The organism is Streptomyces sp. WZ.A104 (assembly GCF_002382885.1).
Taxonomy (GTDB): domain Bacteria; phylum Actinomycetota; class Actinomycetes; order Streptomycetales; family Streptomycetaceae; genus Streptomyces.
In genome coordinates, this window is sequence record NZ_NWVL01000042.1 from 1 (window position 1) to 17,937 (window position 17,937).

Below are 17,937 nucleotides of genomic sequence, written 5' to 3' on the forward strand. Positions count from 1 at the left end.
GGGCCCGGGCGGGACCTCGGGCCCTTGCCCGGGCGGGACCTCGGCCTCGGCCTCGGCCTCGGCCTCGGGCCCGGGGGCCGGGGGCCGGGGTGCCGCCGCGGTCCGGGGCTCGGGTGTACGCCCCGGAAGCGGCGCTCCCCGCGCAGCCGGTCGGGGAGCGTACCCGGCCCGGGCCCCGCGCCCCGCGCGTCTGCGGGCTTGGGCGGAACTGCTCCGCGTCTCCGCCCTGTTCTCCGTGCCCGGTGACGCGCTGGCCGGAGCGGCCGCGGTGGGCCGCCGGCCCGGCCGGGGCACCGCGCTCGCCATGGGCGCTTCGCTGTGCCTGTACGAGGCGGGGATGGCCCTCAACGACTGGGCCGACCGCGACGAGGACGCAGTCGACCGCCCGCACCGCCCGATCCCCTCGGGCCGCGTCAGCCCGGCCGCCGCACTGGGCGCGGCCGGAGTGCTGACGGCGGCGGGCCTGGCCCTGGCCGCACGGGCGGGCCGCCCCGCGCTGACCGTCGCCACCGGCCTGGCCGCCACGGTCTGGGCCTACGACCTCCACCTGAAGCACACGAAGGCGGGCCCTGCGGCGATGGCAGCGGCCCGCTCCCTGGACCTGCTGCTGGGCGCGACGGCCGCGGCGACGGGGACGGGGGCTACCGGTGCGGCGGCATCCGGTCGGCGCGGTCGTCGGCCCGACAACGTTGCCGCAGCGGCGTCCTGGGTGGCAGGAACCTCTGTGGCGGCGGCCCCGGCGCCGGTGGCGGGAACCTCCGCGCCGACGGCAGGTATTCCGGCACCGGTGCGTGGCGCCCTGTCCGCATCCCTTCTCGCCCTGCCCGCCCTGCCCGCCGCCCTGGCGCTCGGCGCGCACACCTACGGCGTCACCGCCGTGTCGCGCCACGAAGCGCAGGGCGGGTCGCCCGGCGCACCGCTCGCGGTGCTGGCCACCACGGCGGCACTCGCCGCGGCGGTGCTGCGAGAGCCCCTGGGACAGACGCTCGACCCACCCGGCACGAGTGCAACCACCGTCGAGGCAGGGACGACTGCTTCCAGCAGGCGGGCAACCGCTTCCTTCAGGCGGGCAACCTCCCCGAACACAAGGGCATTCGCCCCCGGCACAAGGGCAACCTCCCCCAACACAAGGACGCCATCCCCCGGAGCGAGGCACCACCGCCCAGGCCGACCCACCTGGTCCGCCGCCCCCCTCCGTCTCCTGGTCCCCGCGTTCACCGGGGTCTACCTCCGTACCGCCGGACCACCCCTCCTGCACGCCGCGCTCAACCCGTCCCCGCCCCTGACGCAGCGGGCGGTCGGCGGGGGCATCCGGGCCATGATCCCGCTCCAGGCCGCGCTCGCCGCCCGCGCCGGATCCCCGGTCACCGGTCTCGTCGTCATGGGGCTCGTCCCGCTCGCCCGCACCCTCGCCCGGAAGGTGAGCCTCACATGACCCTCCACCTCGGATACGGCACCAACGGGCTCACCGACCTCCGCCTCGACGACGCCCTCGGGCTCCTCGCCGACCTCGGCTACGAGGGCGTCGGGCTGACGCTCGACCACATGCACCTGGACCCGATGGCCCCGGACCTCGCCGAACGCACCCGGCAGGTCCGGCGCAGGCTCACCTCCCTCGGGCTGCGGGTCACCGTCGAGACCGGTGCCCGCTATGTCCTCGATCCTCGCCGCAAGCACGGCCCCTCCCTCCTCGACCCGGACCCCGACGCCCGGGCCGTCCGCTCCGCGCTCCTCGTCCGCGCCTTCGACGTGGCAGCCGAACTCGGTGCGCACGCCGTCCACTGTTTCAGCGGCATCACCCCGCCGGACACCTCGACGGACACCGCCTGGAAACGCCTGACCGAAACGGTCGCCCCCGTTCTCGAAGCCGCCGACCGGTCCGGCGTCCCCCTCGCGATCGAACCGGAACCCGGTCACCTCCTCGCCACCCTGGCCGACTTCCACCACCTCCGGGCTCTCCTCGGAAACCCGGGGCCCCTCGGCCTCACGCTCGACATCGGTCACTGCCAGTGCCTGGAGGAGGCGACCCCCGTGGAGTGCATCAGGGACTCCGCCCCCTGGCTCCGGCACGTCCAGATCGAGGACATGCGGCGCGGGGTCCACGAGCACCTCCCGTTCGGTGACGGGGAAATCGACTTCCCGCCCGTGCTCGCCGCTCTCGCCGCGTCCGACTACCGGGGCCTCACCGTCGTCGAACTGCCCCGTCACTCGCACGCGGGCCCCGAACTGGCCCGCACCTCCTTCGACTTCCTGCGCAACGCCATGGCGGGCGACGCCGCAACCAAGGGAGCCGCCCCGTGCTGAAGTCCCGCGAGGAACTCGACACCGAACTGGACGACACCGCCCGTACCTGGCTCGCGGAGGCCCTCACCGAAACCGCCCCCAGCACCCGCACCCCCTCTCCCCACGCCACCTCCTCCACCCCTTCCATCTCCTCCGCGCCCTCTTCATGGGAGCTGCGCTACGCCGCGGCGGGCCGCCACTGCGGACCGGAGCACGCCGACTCCGTACGCTCCCTTCTCCTCGTCGCGGCCCGCGCCTCGCTGCGGGACGTTGCCCGGCTCTACGAACAGGGCACCGCCGCCGAACGCCGCGCCGTCCTGCTCACCCTGCACCTCCTGGACCTCGGCGACACCGCCCTCCCGCTCGTCGACGACGCCCTGCGCACCAACGACACCCGGCTGATCACCGCGGCGGTCGGCCCTTACGCCGCCGCCCACCTGGAGCCGCACGCCTGGCGGCACGCCGTGCTGAAGTGCCTGTTCACCGGGGTGCCGGTGGAGGCCGTCGCCCGGCTCGGCGAACGCGCCCATGGGGACGCCGAACTCGCCCGCATGCTCAGTGACTTCGCCGCCGAACGCACCGCCGCAGGCCGCACGGTCCCGGAAGACCTGCGCACCGTCCTCGCCCTCACCACCCCCGCCGCCCCCACGGAGGAGTCCTGATGCGCATCTTCGACCCCCACATCCACATGACGTCCCGGACCACGGACGACTATCAGGCGATGCACGACGCGGGCGTCCGCGCCCTCGTCGAACCCTCCTTCTGGCTCGGCCAGCCCCGCACCTCACCCGCCAGCTTCTTCGACTACTTCGACGCGCTGCTCGGCTGGGAACCCTTCCGCGCCTCCCAATACGGCATCGCGCACCACTGCACGCTCGCCCTCAACCCCAAGGAGGCGAACGACCCCCGCTGCACCCCCGTCCTGGACGCCCTGCCCCGCTATCTCGTCAAGGACTCCGTCGTCGCCGTCGGCGAGATCGGCTACGACTCGATGACCCCGGCCGAGGACCACGCCCTCGCCGCCCAGCTCCAGCTCGCCGCCGACCACGGGCTGCCCGCCCTCGTCCACACCCCGCACCGCGACAAGCTCGCCGGCCTGCACCGCACGCTCGACGTCATTCGCGAATCGCACCTCCCCCCGGAGCACGTCCTGCTCGACCACCTCAATGAGACAACCGTAAAGGCCGCCACTGACAGTGGCTGCTGGGCCGGGTTCTCCATCTACCCGGACACCAAGATGGACGAGGACCGGATGGTCACCATCCTCCGGAACCACGGCACCGAGAAGATCCTCGTCAACTCCGCCGCCGATTGGGGGAAGAGCGACCCGCTCAAGACCCGCAAGGTCGCCGACGCCATGCTGAAGGCCGGGTTCACCGAGGACGACGTCGACCAGGTCCTGTGGCGCAACCCCGTCGCCTTCTACGGACGAAGCGGCCGCCTCCAGCTCGACACCGCCGAGCCCGACCAGCGCCGACCGCTCCACGAGGGCAACTCCATACTGCGCGGCGGGGAGTGAGAGGCGATGCGCTTCCGCCACCCGGACGGCTCCACCGTCCACCTCGCCTACTGCACCAACGTCCACCCCGCCGAAACCCTGGACGGCGTCCGCGCCCAGCTCCGCGACCACTGCGAACCGGTCCGCCGCCTCCTCGGCCGGGACCGGCTCGGCATCGGCCTCTGGCTCGCCCGGGACGCGGCCCGCGCGCTCGTCAACGACCCCGCCGAACTCCGCGCGCTGCGCGCCGAACTCGACAGCCGCGGCCTCGAAGTCGTCACCCTCAACGGCTTCCCCTACGAGGGATTCGGTGCCGACGAGGTCAAGTACCGGGTCTACCGGCCGGACTGGACCGAACCCGAACGCCTCGCCCATACCACCGACCTCGCCCGCCTTCTCGCCGCCCTCCTCCCCGACGACGCCACCGAGGGCACCATCTCCACCCTGCCCCTCGCCTGGCGCACCCCCTACGGCGAAGACCCCGAGGCCGCCCGTACCGCGTGTGCCGCCCTCGACACCCTCGCCCAGCGCCTTGACGCGCTAGCCGAACTGACCGGCAAGTCCATCCGGATCGGCCTCGAACCGGAACCGGGCTGCACGGTGGAGACCACCGCCGACGCCATCACCCCGCTCACCGCCGTGGCCCACGACCGCATCGGCATCTGCGTCGACACCTGCCACCTCGCCACCTCCTTCGAGGACCCCGACACCGCGCTCGGCGCACTCACCGCCGCCGGCATCCGGGTCGTCAAGTCCCAGCTCTCCGTCGCCCTGCACGCCGAACGCCCCCACCTGCCGGAGGTCCGCACCGCGCTCGCCGCCTTCGCCGAACCGCGCTTCCTGCACCAGACCCGTACCAGCACCGCGGCCGGGCTGCGCGGCACCGACGACCTCGACGAGGCGATCGGCGGCCGGGCGCTGCCCGACAGCACGCCCTGGCGCGCCCACTTCCACGTACCGCTGCACGCACCGCCCGCGCCCCCGCTCACCTCCACCCTGCCCGTGCTGCGCGCCGCGCTCGCCCGCCTCGTCGGCGGACCGGTGCCGCTGACGAGACACCTGGAGGTGGAGACGTACACCTGGCAGGCGCTGCCCGTCGAACTGCGGCCCCGCACACGCACCCAGCTCGCCGAAGGCATCGCCGCCGAACTCACCCTCGCCCGCGACCTCCTGGTCGACCACGGCCTCAAGGAGCTGCCATGACCACGGACAGCACGGACCGCCCACCCCGGGCGGGCGGCGAGAGCCGCCCCACTCCCCTCCTCGTCCTCGACGTCGTCGGCCTCACCCCGCAGCTCCTGGCCCATATGCCGAACCTCCGGGCCATGGGGGAGCGGGGCACCAAGGCCCCGCTTGCCACCGTCCTGCCCGCCGTCACCTGCGCCGCCCAGTCGACGTTCCTCACCGGCACCATGCCCGCCGAACACGGCATCGTCGCCAACGGCTGGTACTTCCGCGAGCTCGGCGACGTCCTGCTGTGGCGCCAGCACAACGGGCTCGTCGAGGGCGACAAACTCTGGGACGCGGCCCGCCGCGCCCACCCCGGCTACACCGTCGCCAACATCTGCTGGTGGTACGCGATGGGCGCCGACACCGACTGGACGGTCACCCCGCGCCCCGTCTACTACGCCGACGGCCGCAAGGAACCCGACTGCTACACGCGGCCCCCCGCCCTGCACGACGAACTCACGGACAAGCTCGGCACGTTCCCCCTCTTCCACTTCTGGGGACCCGGTGCCGACCTCGTCTCCTCCCAGTGGATCATCGACGCCACCCGGCACATCATCGCCACCCGCACCCCCGACCTCGCCCTCTGCTATGTGCCCCACCTCGACTACGACCTCCAGCGCTACGGCCCCGACGACCCGCGCGCCCACCGGGCCGCCGCCGACCTCGACCGGGCCATGGCCCCGCTGCTGGCCGACGCCCGTGCCGAAGGCCGTACCGTCGTGGCGCTCTCCGAATACGGCATCACCCGCGTGAGCCGCCCCGTCGACATCAATCGGGCGCTGCGCCGGGCGGGCCTGCTGGAGGTGCACACGCAGGACGGCATGGAGTACCTCGACGCGATGGCCTCCCGGGCCTTCGCCGTCGCCGACCACCAGCTGGCCCACATCTACGTACGGCGCCCCGAGGACCTGGAGGCGACCCGGGCCGCCCTCGCGGACCTGCCCGGCATCGAGCAGTTGCTCGATGACGAGGGCAAGAAGGCGCACCACCTGGACCACCCCCGCTCCGGCGAACTGGTCGCCGTGGCGGAGAAGGACGCGTGGTTCACGTACTACTACTGGCTCGACGACGCACGGGCTCCCGACTTCGCCCAGCTCGTAGAGATCCACCGCAAGCCCGGCTACGACCCCGTCGAGCTCTTCATGGACCCCGAGGACCCCTACGTCCGGGTCAAGGCCGTCTCGGCGGTCGCCCGCAAGAAGCTCGGCCTGCGCTACCGCATGGCGGTCGTCCCCCTGGCCCCCTCACCTGTTCGGGGCAGCCACGGCCGCCTCCCCGCGAGCGACGACGAAGGTCCGCTCATCCTGTGCTCCACCCCCCACGCGTTCACCGACCGGGTCAGGGCCATCGAAGTGAAGTCCCTGCTCCTCCAGCTTGCCGGACTGCACTGACAACCACCCGGCACCGCACCTCGTACCCCACCAGTCACCCCATCCGACAGGTCACTCAAGGGAGCCACGCGAACATGAGCCGCACCTCCAAGGACACCGAACTCGCCCGCAGACTGAGCCGCCGCAACGTCCTCGGCGTCGCCGCCGGAGCCACCGCCGCCACGATCATCGGCACCGCGAGCGCCCAGGCCGCCGGCCGGGACAGGGGCCAGGGCCCGGGCGACGGTCACGGCCACGGCCACGGCAAGGGAGACGACCACGGTCACGGCAAGGGGAAGGGCAAGCCCGTACTGCCCCCGGGCCGCCTCGGTATCCAGCTCTACAGTCTGCGCGACCAGATCTCCACGCTCGGCTTCGCACCGGTCTTCGCCGAGCTGGAGAAGTACGGCTACGACGAGATCGAACTCGCGGGCTACACCCAGGGCTCGGCAGGCCCCATCACCCTGGCCCAGCTCAAGCGGCTGGCCCGGGACCACGGCCTCCACCCGATCGGCAGCCACGTCGGCTACTACGACGACGGGAACCCCGGCGCCTACACCTTCGCCCAGAACCTGGAAAGGGTGCTCGACGACGCCCAGGCCCTCGGACTCAAGCACATCGGGACGCCCTCCGGCCCCTTCCGCTACGGCTCCACGGTGGACGGCTGGAAGCGGGCGGCCGAGGACTTCAACATCTACGGGGCGGCCGCCCGCAAGCGCGGCATGAAGTTCTACCAGCACAACCATGCCGAGGAGTTCTCCTTCGCGACCGACAAGCCGCGCGTGCGCCTCTACGACGTGCTGCTCGCCGAGACCGACCCGGACCTGGTCCACCTGGAGATGGACATCTACTGGGCCTACTGCGCCCAGTTCCGCTTCAGCAAGCGTGCGGACGGGACCCCGGCCCCGCTCGACCCCCTGAAGTACGTACTGAAGCATCCGGACCGCTACCCGCTGTTTCACGTCAAGGACGGGGTCCGTGACGACTCGACCCGCGACGGGTACCGCATGTCCGACGTCGGCGACGGGGACATCGACTACAAGACGTTCCTGTCCAAGGTCACCAACCGGACCCACCGCGGCCGCTCCTACCACCACTGGCAGGCCGAGCACGACAACCCGGTCGACTCGCTCGCCTTCGCCCGCAAGTCGAGCGAGCACCTGCACTCCCTGCGCGAGGGCCGCTGCGGCGACTGACGCGCGAGAGGCCGGGACCGCCGGAGGCCTCCGGCGGTCCCGGCCCCACCCTCCATGCCCCCCTCACGCCGTGACGTGCTCCTACCCGATGCCCTGCCGGTCCGGAAGAAGGGCGAACTCCCGGTCGGCGGTCACCGGTACCGTGCGCTCCACGGTCTGCACGAGCAGGGCTCGGTGCCTGATCAGCGGCTTCTTCCGCTCCTCGGGGGCGAGCAGGAGCAGATCGTCCAGCCCCGCGACGAGTCGGCGCGTCACCTGGGGGCTGCCGGCCACACACCAGCGGATCTCCTCGAAGGCGAGGTCGACCAGGTCCTCCCAGCCCGGACCGTCCTGCACCAGCCGCACCCGCCCGGCCCGGTCCCGGTGGTGGACCGTACCGAGCGGCAGTCGCACCACCGCCGCCAGGATCTGCACGCTCCGGTCCAGGCACTGGACGGCGGTGGTGGGGTCGTTCACCGCCGTCGACAGGCCCCGCAACGCGATGTCGGTGAGCTGGCGCAGTCCGAACGCCAGGTCCTGGTGCAGGGTGCGCTCCACCGAGACGGAGACCGCGTACCGCAACCGGTTCCGCGGCGGTACGGTCCCGCCGTGGACGGCGAGCACCGGCGTCCCCGGCACCACGAAGTCCCCGATCCGAGGGATCAGCCGCAGGACGACGTCCTGCCGCCGGGCGGCCCGCACCAAACGCGCCGTGTTCACGTCCCGCAGCACCCCGGCGCGCCCCTCGTGCATCACCCGCGCGGTCTCCGGAGCCAGCTCATCAGCCCCCTGCGGCCCCCTCGGCATCCTGCCCAGGACCCGGAACGAGTCGCGCGCGATCCTGTCGACGACCGGCCCGACCTGCATCAGCCGCAGCGTCGCGCTCACATAGATGACGAACAGCAGCAGGCTCATCCCCAGCAGCAGCAGGATGAGGAGGCTCTGCACCAGGGGGACCGAGACCACCCGCCTGGGGTCGGTCTCGCTCTCGTACGAGGACAGGACCAGCAGCGAGAACAGGAACGTCGCAAGGAAGACCGTCAGCGTCAGCTTGCTGATCCGGCTCCTGACGAAGATCCGCACCACGCGGGGCGTGAGCTGTCCGCTTGCCATCTGCACCGCGACCAGCGAGATGCTGAAGACGACACCGATGAACGTCATCATGGCCGAGCTGATCGTGGTGACGATCGTCTTCGCGTCCTGCGAGAACGAGATCAGCTCGGCGAGCTCGTCGTACGCCTCCTCCCGCTGGAACAGGGAGACGATCTCGTCATCCACCTCGGTTGCGCCCAGCCACAGCACGAACACACAGACGAACCCCATGGTCGGGGCGAACCAGAACGTGTCGCGCAGGTGCTCGCGCAGAGGGGACAGCGGACGGGGCGGGCGGTAGCCGCGATCAGTCATGGACGCGAAGGTAGCCCCGCGACCTCCCCAGACGGTGGAAGCGCCGACCACCGGCCCGCCGCACCGCACTGACCACCGGGTATGCCACGGATACGCAGGTGAAACGCGCTCCGAACCCCTGGTATTGTTTTCCATGTCGCCGCGGGGAACACACCGCGAACGGCAGACACCTTGTCCGGGTGGCGGAATGGCAGACGCGCTAGCTTGAGGTGCTAGTGCCCTTTATCGGGCGTGGGGGTTCAAGTCCCCCCTCGGACACCAGCTAAGACCCCACTTCACGTGGGGTTTTTTGCTTTACCGGGCTGTGGCGTGACCAACCACGTGACCAACAGCCAAGCGATTCCCCAGGTCAGACCAGGGATGACAGGCCGAGTCGGCCCGCTCCGGAGGCGGCGAGCTTCCGCGCTCCGTCCTTACGTGAGTGCCCATACCGGGCCATGGTGTAGCCAGGCGAGTGATGCCGGACGTTTGCGGAGACCTCTACGGGGTTCTCCCCGGCCTCCAGGTCGTTCGTGACCTTGCTGTGCCGCCAGTCGTGAATCCGGAAGTCCTCCGGCAATTTCAACCGGGCACGCAGGGTGCGCCACCGCGCGGAGACCTTCTCCGGGTCCTGCGGCCCGCCTGCCTCGCCCCGGTAGAGCTTGAAGCCATCACGGGCGAACACCAGGTCATGATCGACCCATGCGGAGCCGAGCCGCTTACGCTCCGCCTCCTGGCGCTCTTTCTGTCATTTCAGGACGTTCATCACGGACTGGTCCACATAGATCACGGCGTTGTCGTCGCCGTCCTTGGTGAGCTTCCGGAGCCGGTAGGTGTTCCCCTCCTCGACCACGACCCAACCCAGCTCGATGGACCCTTCATCCCACTTCACGAGGGACCACTTCATCCCCAGGGCTTCACTGCGCCGGACACCCGTAGAGGCGTAGACGGTCCACAGGGGAGCGTCCCGGAGACAGTGGTGAGCCAGGCCGCCGTCACAGGCCCGGTTGCCACAGGGCTCCCACACCGAGCCCAGGAACCGCCCTGTCTGGTCGTCGTCCACGGTCGGATACCTCTGCTCCTGTGCCCGTATCTGCCGCGCGGTGGGCGGGTGCGCCGTCGCCGCCGGGTTGGCCGGTATCAGCTTCGGCACGGCCGCCCCAAGGGCACCGGAGAGGATGTTGTGGATGTGCCGGACGCTCTTGGCCCCCAGCGGCTTCCCCTTGTTGGTCGGGCACGGCACGGTCTCCAGGAGCCGGTACAGATCGTCAAGGGTGTCGTCCGTGACCTCGGACAGCTTCACGCCGCCGATGTGCGGCTTGATGTGCAGGCGGATCTTCGTCTCGTATCCGGCCACGGTCGTTCCCTCCTTCCTGTGGTTCGCCAGCCACTTGTCCAGCCAGTCACCCAGCTTCATGTCCGAGCGGGACGCGACCTTGCCCGCATCGTGATCGGTGTGCCACTTTCGCAGCGCCTTCTCTGCTGCCGTCTTGGTCGGGTACTCGCGTCCGATCCAATAGCGCTCCCGCCTCCCCGTCGCCTTGTTGAAGTGGAGGGGCGTGCGTACGCCCCAGGTGTTCGGTCTGCCCTTGCGCGGGATCTCCACCGGAGTTCCCCCGAGCCCATTGCCGCGCTTTGTCACGTGTGCGGGTTGCCCTTCTGGTCGTTGCCCATGAGGTGATCAGTGACCTTGTCGAGGTACTCGCCCCAAGTGATCTCCCTTGCTTTTTCGGTGAGTTGACCTCCGGCCTTACCGGGAACCGTGGTCAACAGGCCCCGCTTCCGGGCCTCCTTGAGGTGGCCCCGGATCGTCTCTGGGCGCTTGTTGGTTAGTCCGGCCAGATGTGCCGTGACGTTGGGCAGGGCCTGTGCGACGGCACGAACGTAGGACTCGGCAAGGAAGGCCAGGTAGGCGTCCGAGATGCCCTCAGAGTCCAGCAGCCACCGCAGACCCTCCCCTTCGGCGTCCTGATTGACGTCGGGCTCCGTGTCCGTCGGCCTTGCGGAGCGGAATTGGTCGCCCGCCTTCTTGAAGTCAACCTGCCGCAGCACCGTGGAGGCCACGCCACCCTGAGTAGCGGCGGGGTCGGCGTCCGGGTGCGGGGTGATGAGGACGCGGGTGGGCCCACTGGCCGGGTCGGCGTCGGCAGCCCAGCGCATGAGGATGCGCCATGGTCCTACGTCCTGGATGACCTCGATGTGTTCACTCATACCCTCACCCTACCACCCCGGGTGGGCACACCTAGGTTTGACATAGAGGGTGGATGGGCGTACTTCTGGAGATAGGCCGGACAGCAACGGGCGGAAGCAGCCACCCACCGGCCAGCAGGAGAGACACATTGACCAAGCTCATGACCGTTGATGACGTGGCCGCCTACCTGGGCAAACCCCGTTCCTGGGTGTACGGGAACTGGAAGTCCGAACAGATCCCATTCCGAAAGGTGGGCCAGTCTCTCCGCTGTCGACCCGTGGATCTGGACCGCTGGCTGGACAGGCAGGGAACGCAGTGAGCTACCGATTTGCCAAGGTCTACCGACCCGAGCGCTCGAACCCTGCCATTGGGAGCACCGTTCTCCATCTTGAAACCCGCATGTGGCTGCTCGCTCTGGACCGGATACAAAGGGGCGGACATGCACCCTTGGGGTCCGGTGAACTGGAACTCATCCTGACCAATGAGAAGGGGCAGGCATACAGCGCGGGTCGGTACCGCCAGGCGCGGTGCAGCCTGATCAGGGCCGGGTTGCTGGCTCCGTCCGCTTCGGCTCGGTGCCTGCTGATTCCGGGCACAGTGGCGTCGATGGATGCACCCTCGAAGAAGAAGCGGGAGGAGTGCGCCACACACGGGAACAACATCCCATGGGATGCCGAACACGGAGATTGGATGTTCAGTTCGCCGGGTGAGGCTCAGCGCTGGGAGGCGGAGTGCGACAACATCGCCAGGGGTGGGAGCCCGTTCCCCTCCGGTGCGTGGGCACATGGCGTGCGGGTGGGCGGGGGGCGAGGCGTTAACGAAACGGCGGCCTCGGCCCCTTGATATCAAGGGCGAGTCCTACGCCCCTTCTTAAATAGCAGGCTGAAGCCGGGGCGAGCCGAAGCGAGCACCGGTACACAGTTCCATAGATTTGATCATTACAGGCCGCCCCCCCAGGAGGGGCGGCTTGTTCTGTCATGAGTCCAGTAACAAGCCCCACCTCGCCAGGCTCGGCGGTATTCGGATCTCCGGCCGGGGCCCTCGATGCGTTCAGGTCTGTCTCAGCCTCCCTCTGCCGCTGCGTATTTCCCTCCCAGCCGTGGGTGAGGGAGGGAAATTCCTCACGTCAGAGCGCGGCTGCGACCGGCGCGCGAGCATCTTAAGATTCGCAATTCTGCAACGCGTTACCTGGAGTTCTCCATGTTTGATCGGCACGCTTTTGCTGCCCGTCGTGTCACGCTCGGCCTGTCAGTGGAGGAACTGGCCGACGCACTGTCTATCGCTCCCTCCACTGTCTACTGGTGGGAGTCCGGCGAGACGACGCCAAGCCTTCGCACTCTGGTGCAGGCATCCCGGCATCTGTGTACGCCGCTTGTCTCTCTGCTTCTTGATCACCACTCTGCTCAGACTGAGTGAACTGAACGATTACTTAGGAGGTGTCGCCGTGAGCGACCCACAGACTGTTTCCCGTTCTCCGGAGCCTGTGCCGGCCGATGGGGTCGACGCTGTCCGGGCCGAGGTGCAGCGGGAGTATTCGGCCAGGCTGGCACGGGCCGAGATCAGGGTTCATGCGGCCCAGGCCGGTGTGAGTCTTCCTGATGGTTTCGTTGATTATCTGGATGCTTCGAAGCTGCTCGGTGCGGACGGTAATCCTTCGGCCGAGGCCATGGACAGGGCCCTGGCCTCTTTCAAGCCCAGCCCGCCGTCTTTCCCGCAGCTTGAAGGTGTGGGACACAGCCGCAGTGGTGGCCCGTTCTCCCAGCGTCGCCCTGTTTCTCTCGATGTTCGTAACCGCTGACCCAGGAGTATCTATATGACATTTGCCTACCAGAACCCTGCCACCCATTCGTTCGTTCCGGAACTTTGGGATTCTGACCTTCTGACCCAGTTCGATCCGCTGCTGGTGTGGGCTTCCAAGCTCGTGAGTAATAACAAGTACGCGGGTGAGATCCGGAAGAAGGGCGATGTGGTTCATATCAACTCGCTTCTGCGGCCGACCGTGGGGGATTACACACTGCCGGAGGGCATGACTTCTCAGCGCCCGGAAACTGTTGACCAAAAGCTGAACATCACCGAGGCGAAATACCTTCAGGTGTTGGTCGAGGACGTGGAACGGGTGCAGCTCGCCGGGGGCCTTGATTCTCCGATCAATCAGCAGATGATCCGTTCCCTCGCCCGTGAGGCGGACACCTTCATGGGCGGCATCATCGCCAAGAGCGCCACGGCTCTCCCTGCGGTCAAGGCGGCCGAGAATGCACCCCAGGCGCTCTACGGCGCGATCCTGGACATGATGCTGGTCCTGGATGACAACGACATCCCGGCGGGCCGTTACGTGGTCGTCTCGCCCCGCGTGAAGCGGTACCTGATCGAGCATCCGGCCGTTGCCAACGCTGCCGCCTACGGCGAGAGCGGTGTCACCGCGAACGGTGTTGTGGCCCGTCTGGCAGGGTTCACCGTTCTGTCCACCACGGCCATGCCCACAGGTGTGGACATTGTTGCGGGTCATTCGGAGTTCGCCACCTACGCTTCTCAGTTCACCGGCTTCCGTGAGGGCCAGTCCGAGAAGTACCGAGCAGATTACATCGACACCCTGCACCTGTACGGCGGCAAGATCGTCCGATACCCAGAGCTGGACACCAAGAAGGTTGACAACACATTTGATGAGTCCAAGCCGACCAAGGGAATCGTCAAGGCTTCCGTTGAATGGGCCACTGCGGCCTGATTCGATATCAGTTGGGGGCCCTGCCGACGTGGCGGGCCCCCAGCCCGTTCACGCTCCGCCGATGAGAGCTCAAGGCCGGCCATCGATACCACGTAACCGAAACCGGAGGAATCCATGCCCAAGATGCGCAACCCCAATTCACCACACTCCCGGTTTAAGGGCTTGATAGAGCTTCCATGGGATCATGGCCTACCGGTTCCCGATTTGCCCATGATTCGCGACTGGACGGATTCCGAGCGTGACCAGTGGCGACAGTGGTGGCAGTCGCCGCAGGCCGCCATGTGGGACGAGTCATTCATCCCGGCCGTGGCCGTGATGCTGACGTATTTCGGGAAGATTCTGGACGGATCAGCGAATGCCAACCATCAGATGGAATTCCGGCATTTGTCCAACGCGCTCGGCCTCACCGCAGACGGCATGAAGCGACTGGGATGGACATTCCAGAACGGGGGCGGTGATCAGTGAGCGCGCGCAGAGCAGCCAAGGCTGGAGCCGCCGTAACCCACGACGGAACACACCTCTCTGGGATTGAATGCCCCTGGTCAGATCCACAGTGCCCCGGCTGCGTGCAAGAGTTCGCGATCCACATAGGTTGGGAGTTGACGGGCTTTGCGCGGCCCTGGGGCAGCGATCTGGAGCACGATCGGAACCGCTGCTTCGTCTGCCGAGGGGCAGATCAACACGGCCGACTGTCAGTGCAGTCAACTATCTTCCCCTAAAGACGAGTCGGGAGGGCCAGTGGGGCGGGGTCGGTTTCAGTTGTGGGTGCACCTGATGGTGCTTATGGCCAACGAGGGACTCTGCGTCTATTGCGAAGACGCAGAGTCCGAGGTAATGGATCACGTTATCCCCCTAGCCAAAGGCGGCCCACATCACTGGAAGAATCTTGTTCCAGCGTGCACGGCTTGCAATGAAAGCAAAGGGGACAGGCTATTCCCTCGCTGGCTTATGGAAATAGATGCCAACCCCAGGGGTTGGAAATGTCTGACGATTCGAGATGCCTGCAAAGTGATCCACGAAGAGCAAATCAGAGCTATTGAACGAATAGAAGCAGTGAGTGCCGAAATGGCCAACGAGAAGCGGATCAAATGGTTCATCAATAACACCTGGCTCGGCGTCCCAGAGGGCAAGGTGTTCATTGATCGGTGGAGGAAAGAAATCCTAGGAGGAAAGGAGCTTGCAGCTCGCGAGGCGGGCTATCCGCCCCCTCCGCCCCTTCGGGCTATGCGTTCCGTATTTTGATTGGCAAACGCGACCAAAGGATGGCACCCCCGGTGGGTCCTATTTCTTTTCAATTAAGCATTACCCCACCATTCAATTCATATTGAGTAATGCCTCAGTTATCTGTTAGATACCATCCCGTGATACGGGTGATGGAGAATAGGGGTTAAGCGGGTGAGTCGTTAGAGCAGTGCTCCGGTGTCCCGCTGCCACTCTCTCTATCAAAGGAACGCGGCGGCATGCGCAAGACAGTTCTGGTCCCTGTTGAAAAGGTTCTCTGTGATGCGCACATTGCGCGTGACGGGAGCGAGGAAGAGGCGACAGAGACGCTGACGCTGGGAGTGCGTGCGTGGGATCTCTGTACTGAGCACAACGCCACCTTCGCCCGGTATCTGGTGGACGCTTTGGGGGCCGGAGTGCACGACGCTTCCCCTGAACCCGTTGTGGAACTTGCCGCTGAGTCTGTTGCTGAGGCGGAGCCCGACGTAGAGGAGGAAGTGGCGGAGTCTGGCCCGGTACCGTCCGTGATGATCGCGGGGGAGGTGCCCGGATATGACTGGGAGACGGCGCGGGAAGCGGTCCGCAACCTGGGGTATCAGGTGGTGGGCCGCGCCGACGAGTCCACTGTGCTGCTGATCCTGGGTGAGGGTGGCGAGCGGAACGGTTCCAAGCTCCGGGACGCTGCGGAACGGGGCATCGGGTGCATGGATGTGCGGGAACCCGGACGGCTCAAGTCCGCCGTCTGTGCCGGTGAGTTGGTGGGCGGTGACCCGCTCCCTGAGCCTGCCAAGGTGGGCCCGAAAGAGATGAGCGAGCGGGAGCGCAACAGGGCCGTGCGGGCGTGGGCCCGGACCAACGGATACGACATACCCACCAAGGGGCGCATCCCCATGCACGTGAGGCACGCCTTTGATCTGTCGCACAGGGACGCTTCAGAGGGAAAAGCGGCAGCGGCCTGAGTGCCGCGCCTACGGTGACGGCCGCTGAGTGCGGCCGTCACCCCGGGCCCCGTGACCTGAGCGTGTGGAAGAGCGCCAAGGGATACGGGGCAGGCTCCAAACCGTCCAAGGGCACGTGCACACCGGGGGCATGGGTCACCTGGATGACCCCCCGGGGCAAGGACCGCACGGGCATCGTGAGTGACGACCTCCTGACGGTTGCCTCCGTCGCACGGCGCATCCCCCTGGACAAGGCAGTGCGATGTACCGCCGTGATCATTCCGGCGGACGGCGGCGACATGCTCCCCCTGCTGCGCAGGACAGCGAAGGAACCCCACCAACAGACCAAGGACGGGGGCCGGTGGCGGTCCGTCGTCCCCCTCAACCGAACCAACTCCCAGGAAGAGGCAGCAGCATGAACACCCCTGTCCTTCACGGCCCCATCGGCCGTGCGGTCCGTAAAATTTCCCCCTCCCTCGAAACGGATGAACTGGGGGTGTACGTGGCTTCCCTGTCGATGTGGTCCGCTGCCATCGGCGGAACCGTCAGGGTTAGTTCGCGGGGCAACACCCGCCCCGTGCTCCTGTGGTCCGCCCTGGTCGCCGGAACAGGCAGAGGCAAAGGCTCGGCACTCCGAGCCGCGCACCACGTCCTGGACAAGCCGGTTGGCCGCTTCCTGGCCACCCACTCCACATCCGGCATCACCTCCGGGGCCAGTCTGGTCAACCACCTGTGGAACCAACAGGAAGCCACCGCAGAGACAGAGGCCGGGTGCGACGTGCGCACCCTGGTGGTCGAAGAGGAATGGTCGGAAGTGCTCCGCAGGGTCAAGCGCGACCCCTCCTTCACCACCAAGCTTCGCGCGGCGTGGGACGGGGCGACGCTCCGCAACACCACCAAGGAAGAGGCACAGGAAGTACGCGACCCCGCCATGGTCATGCACTGCCACGTCACCCCGTCCGACTGGACCAAGTACGTAGGCGAATCAGAAGCAGCGGGCGGCTCCTACAACCGCATCCTGCCCTTCCTCCTCCGGTCCGTCCCGATGCTGGACGACGACCGCGTGAGCCTGCCCCAAGTGGACGGCAGCGAACTGTCCGATGCCTACGGGTGGGCCACCGCACGCCCCCGCGTGATCACACTCTCAGAAGACGCCCGCCCGCTGTGGCGGATCGTCCGCCGCTACGCCCGCATCCTGGGTGAGACTCTGCCGGAGGGGCAGGCAGTGTTCATCGAGCGGACCGCAGAGCAGACCCTCAGGGTTGCTGCCTGTCTGGCCGCTTCCGAGTGCTCCGAGTCCCTCACGGAAGAGATCCTGTCGGCCGCGTTCAGTCTGGTCCGACGCTCCGTCCAGGACACTGTGCGGATCACCAAAGGGGCCAAGTCCCCGAAGATGAACCGTCAGCCCCTCAGCCTCACCGACAAAGTCCGGGCCCGCATCGAACTGCACGGAGGACGGGCCACGTCCTCACAGGTACTCCCGTACGTGGGAGCCACCGCCGGTGAGGTCAAGGCACTTCCCGGAATCAGGGTGTCCGTGGAACGGTCGGGCAGGACAGGCCGACCCGCCACCGTCTTCACACTCCGAGACGACAGTTCCGCTCACGCTGTGCCCCAGCCGGCCAGCGCGGACCGTAAGCAGAACCGGAGCGACCTTTCCTGTAGCCCTCTGTCGCGGCCGGCTGACCCGGAGCGTGATGAGAAGCGCGCCACGGTCGTACAGATCGACACTTACAGAACAGTACCGAAGCAGTCACCGGAGCCCGCGCCAGCGAAGCGGCCGGAACCGGCCAGAGGTCCCAACCCCTTCCACGCGCTCCTCTGATCACCCGAACAAACCAAATGAACGCCCCTGCCGCGAATGGCAGGGGCGTTCACTCGTTGGTCAGTACCTGTGCTTCTCGGAACGTCGGGCCGGTACCT

General features: G+C 67.8%; 20 protein-coding genes and 1 tRNA gene. 17 read left to right on the plus strand and 4 right to left on the minus strand.

The window, feature by feature from the left end:
• From CIB93_RS22035 to CIB93_RS22065, 7 genes are all read left to right on the plus strand, one after another.
• On the plus strand, nucleotides 1–1,435 hold a 1,435-nt coding region (locus CIB93_RS22035; protein WP_373558784.1), incomplete at its 5' end, for an SCO3242 family prenyltransferase.
• A complete protein-coding gene (locus tag CIB93_RS22040) occupies nucleotides 1,432–2,304 on the plus strand; it encodes a sugar phosphate isomerase/epimerase (RefSeq protein WP_096629173.1) in 873 nt (290 codons plus the stop codon). The genes CIB93_RS22035 and CIB93_RS22040, both read left to right, overlap by 4 nt.
• Complete coding sequence (locus tag CIB93_RS22045) at nucleotides 2,298–2,945, plus strand: EboA domain-containing protein (RefSeq protein WP_096629175.1); 648 nt, start codon at nucleotides 2,298–2,300, stop codon at nucleotides 2,943–2,945. The genes CIB93_RS22040 and CIB93_RS22045 overlap by 7 nt, the downstream gene beginning before the upstream one ends.
• On the plus strand, nucleotides 2,945–3,802 hold the full coding sequence (locus CIB93_RS22050; RefSeq protein WP_096629176.1) for a TatD family hydrolase: 858 nt from the start codon (nucleotides 2,945–2,947) through the stop codon (nucleotides 3,800–3,802). Before CIB93_RS22045 ends, CIB93_RS22050 begins: the two co-directional genes overlap by 1 nt.
• 6 nt (nucleotides 3,803–3,808) lie before the next feature.
• Entirely contained in the window at nucleotides 3,809–4,984 is a 1,176-nt protein-coding gene (eboE, locus tag CIB93_RS22055) for a metabolite traffic protein EboE (protein ID WP_096629178.1), read from the plus strand.
• Nucleotides 4,981–6,402 (plus strand): nucleotide pyrophosphatase/phosphodiesterase family protein, encoded by a 1,422-nt coding sequence (locus tag CIB93_RS22060; protein ID WP_096629179.1) that lies wholly within the window; start codon nucleotides 4,981–4,983, stop codon nucleotides 6,400–6,402. Before eboE ends, CIB93_RS22060 begins: the two co-directional genes overlap by 4 nt.
• Nucleotides 6,403–6,476: 74 nt before the next feature.
• Nucleotides 6,477–7,577, plus strand: a complete 1,101-nt coding sequence (locus tag CIB93_RS22065; RefSeq protein WP_096629181.1) for a sugar phosphate isomerase/epimerase — start codon at nucleotides 6,477–6,479, stop codon at nucleotides 7,575–7,577.
• 81 nt (nucleotides 7,578–7,658) lie between these two features.
• Here the strand turns inward: CIB93_RS22065 and CIB93_RS22070 are convergent, their stop codons facing one another.
• Nucleotides 7,659–8,963, minus strand: a complete 1,305-nt coding sequence (locus CIB93_RS22070; RefSeq protein ID WP_096629182.1) for a DUF2254 domain-containing protein — start codon at nucleotides 8,961–8,963, stop codon at nucleotides 7,659–7,661.
• A 173-nt stretch (nucleotides 8,964–9,136) separates the two neighbouring features.
• Here CIB93_RS22070 and CIB93_RS22075 point away from each other — a divergent pair.
• Nucleotides 9,137–9,224 (plus strand) — tRNA-Leu (locus CIB93_RS22075).
• A gap of 88 nt (nucleotides 9,225–9,312) precedes the next feature.
• On the opposite strand, the gene CIB93_RS37495 is transcribed toward CIB93_RS22075, so the two are convergent.
• From CIB93_RS37495 to CIB93_RS22085, 3 genes are all read right to left on the minus strand, one after another.
• Nucleotides 9,313–9,627: a hypothetical protein gene (locus tag CIB93_RS37495; protein ID WP_143660074.1), complete on the minus strand. Its 315-nt coding sequence runs from the start codon at nucleotides 9,625–9,627 to the stop codon at nucleotides 9,313–9,315.
• A gap of 63 nt (nucleotides 9,628–9,690) precedes the next feature.
• Entirely contained in the window at nucleotides 9,691–10,548 is an 858-nt protein-coding gene (locus CIB93_RS22080) for a site-specific integrase (RefSeq protein WP_096629184.1), read from the minus strand.
• Nucleotides 10,549–10,580: 32 nt separating this feature from the next.
• On the minus strand, nucleotides 10,581–11,153 hold the full coding sequence (locus CIB93_RS22085) for a hypothetical protein (RefSeq protein ID WP_096629185.1): 573 nt from the start codon (nucleotides 11,151–11,153) through the stop codon (nucleotides 10,581–10,583).
• A 140-nt stretch (nucleotides 11,154–11,293) separates the two neighbouring features.
• On the opposite strand from CIB93_RS22085, the gene CIB93_RS22090 reads away from it, so the two are divergent.
• The 9 genes from CIB93_RS22090 to CIB93_RS22130 all read left to right on the plus strand — a co-directional run bounded on the left by CIB93_RS22090 (nucleotide 11,294) and on the right by CIB93_RS22130 (nucleotide 17,839).
• Nucleotides 11,294–11,452: a helix-turn-helix domain-containing protein gene (locus tag CIB93_RS22090; protein ID WP_096629253.1), complete on the plus strand. Its 159-nt coding sequence runs from the start codon at nucleotides 11,294–11,296 to the stop codon at nucleotides 11,450–11,452.
• Between the two features lie 818 nt (nucleotides 11,453–12,270).
• Nucleotides 12,271–12,549 (plus strand): helix-turn-helix domain-containing protein, encoded by a 279-nt coding sequence (locus tag CIB93_RS39645; RefSeq protein ID WP_373558789.1) that lies wholly within the window; start codon nucleotides 12,271–12,273, stop codon nucleotides 12,547–12,549.
• 28 nt (nucleotides 12,550–12,577) lie between these two features.
• On the plus strand, nucleotides 12,578–12,931 hold the full coding sequence (locus CIB93_RS22100) for a hypothetical protein (RefSeq protein ID WP_179500201.1): 354 nt from the start codon (nucleotides 12,578–12,580) through the stop codon (nucleotides 12,929–12,931).
• Between the two features lie 15 nt (nucleotides 12,932–12,946).
• Nucleotides 12,947–13,855, plus strand: a complete 909-nt coding sequence (locus CIB93_RS22105) for a hypothetical protein (protein ID WP_096629188.1) — start codon at nucleotides 12,947–12,949, stop codon at nucleotides 13,853–13,855.
• A gap of 114 nt (nucleotides 13,856–13,969) precedes the next feature.
• On the plus strand, nucleotides 13,970–14,320 hold the full coding sequence (locus CIB93_RS22110; protein WP_257002307.1) for a hypothetical protein: 351 nt from the start codon (nucleotides 13,970–13,972) through the stop codon (nucleotides 14,318–14,320).
• A gap of 318 nt (nucleotides 14,321–14,638) precedes the next feature.
• On the plus strand, nucleotides 14,639–15,097 hold the full coding sequence (locus CIB93_RS39650) for an HNH endonuclease (RefSeq protein WP_373558785.1): 459 nt from the start codon (nucleotides 14,639–14,641) through the stop codon (nucleotides 15,095–15,097).
• Between the two features lie 218 nt (nucleotides 15,098–15,315).
• On the plus strand, nucleotides 15,316–16,035 hold the full coding sequence (locus CIB93_RS22120) for a histone-like nucleoid-structuring protein Lsr2 (protein WP_096629191.1): 720 nt from the start codon (nucleotides 15,316–15,318) through the stop codon (nucleotides 16,033–16,035).
• A 176-nt stretch (nucleotides 16,036–16,211) separates the two neighbouring features.
• Complete coding sequence (locus CIB93_RS22125) at nucleotides 16,212–16,433, plus strand: hypothetical protein (RefSeq protein WP_257002308.1); 222 nt, start codon at nucleotides 16,212–16,214, stop codon at nucleotides 16,431–16,433.
• Nucleotides 16,430–17,839, plus strand: a complete 1,410-nt coding sequence (locus CIB93_RS22130) for a DUF3987 domain-containing protein (protein ID WP_096629194.1) — start codon at nucleotides 16,430–16,432, stop codon at nucleotides 17,837–17,839. The genes CIB93_RS22125 and CIB93_RS22130 overlap by 4 nt, the downstream gene beginning before the upstream one ends.
• Nucleotides 17,840–17,937: the final 98 nt, after the last annotated feature.

Bases quoted from the DNA above. Each gene is read 5' to 3' on its own strand.
- CIB93_RS22040 (WP_096629173.1), top strand. From the start codon at position 1,432: ATGACCCTCCACCTCGGATACGGCACCAACGGGCTCACCGACCTCCGC.
- CIB93_RS22050 (WP_096629176.1), top strand. From the start codon at position 2,945: ATGCGCATCTTCGACCCCCACATCCACATGACGTCCCGGACCACGGAC.
- eboE (WP_096629178.1), top strand. From the start codon at position 3,809: ATGCGCTTCCGCCACCCGGACGGCTCCACCGTCCACCTCGCCTACTGC.
- CIB93_RS22060 (WP_096629179.1), top strand. From the start codon at position 4,981: ATGACCACGGACAGCACGGACCGCCCACCCCGGGCGGGCGGCGAGAGC.
- CIB93_RS22065 (WP_096629181.1), top strand. From the start codon at position 6,477: ATGAGCCGCACCTCCAAGGACACCGAACTCGCCCGCAGACTGAGCCGC.
- CIB93_RS22070 (WP_096629182.1), bottom strand. From the start codon at position 8,963: ATGACTGATCGCGGCTACCGCCCGCCCCGTCCGCTGTCCCCTCTGCGC.
- CIB93_RS22085 (WP_096629185.1), bottom strand. From the start codon at position 11,153: ATGAGTGAACACATCGAGGTCATCCAGGACGTAGGACCATGGCGCATC.
- CIB93_RS22090 (WP_096629253.1), top strand. From the start codon at position 11,294: ATGACCGTTGATGACGTGGCCGCCTACCTGGGCAAACCCCGTTCCTGG.
- CIB93_RS22105 (WP_096629188.1), top strand. From the start codon at position 12,947: ATGACATTTGCCTACCAGAACCCTGCCACCCATTCGTTCGTTCCGGAA.
- CIB93_RS22110 (WP_257002307.1), top strand. From the start codon at position 13,970: ATGCCCAAGATGCGCAACCCCAATTCACCACACTCCCGGTTTAAGGGC.
- CIB93_RS39650 (WP_373558785.1), top strand. From the start codon at position 14,639: ATGGCCAACGAGGGACTCTGCGTCTATTGCGAAGACGCAGAGTCCGAG.
- CIB93_RS22120 (WP_096629191.1), top strand. From the start codon at position 15,316: ATGCGCAAGACAGTTCTGGTCCCTGTTGAAAAGGTTCTCTGTGATGCG.
- CIB93_RS22130 (WP_096629194.1), top strand. From the start codon at position 16,430: ATGAACACCCCTGTCCTTCACGGCCCCATCGGCCGTGCGGTCCGTAAA.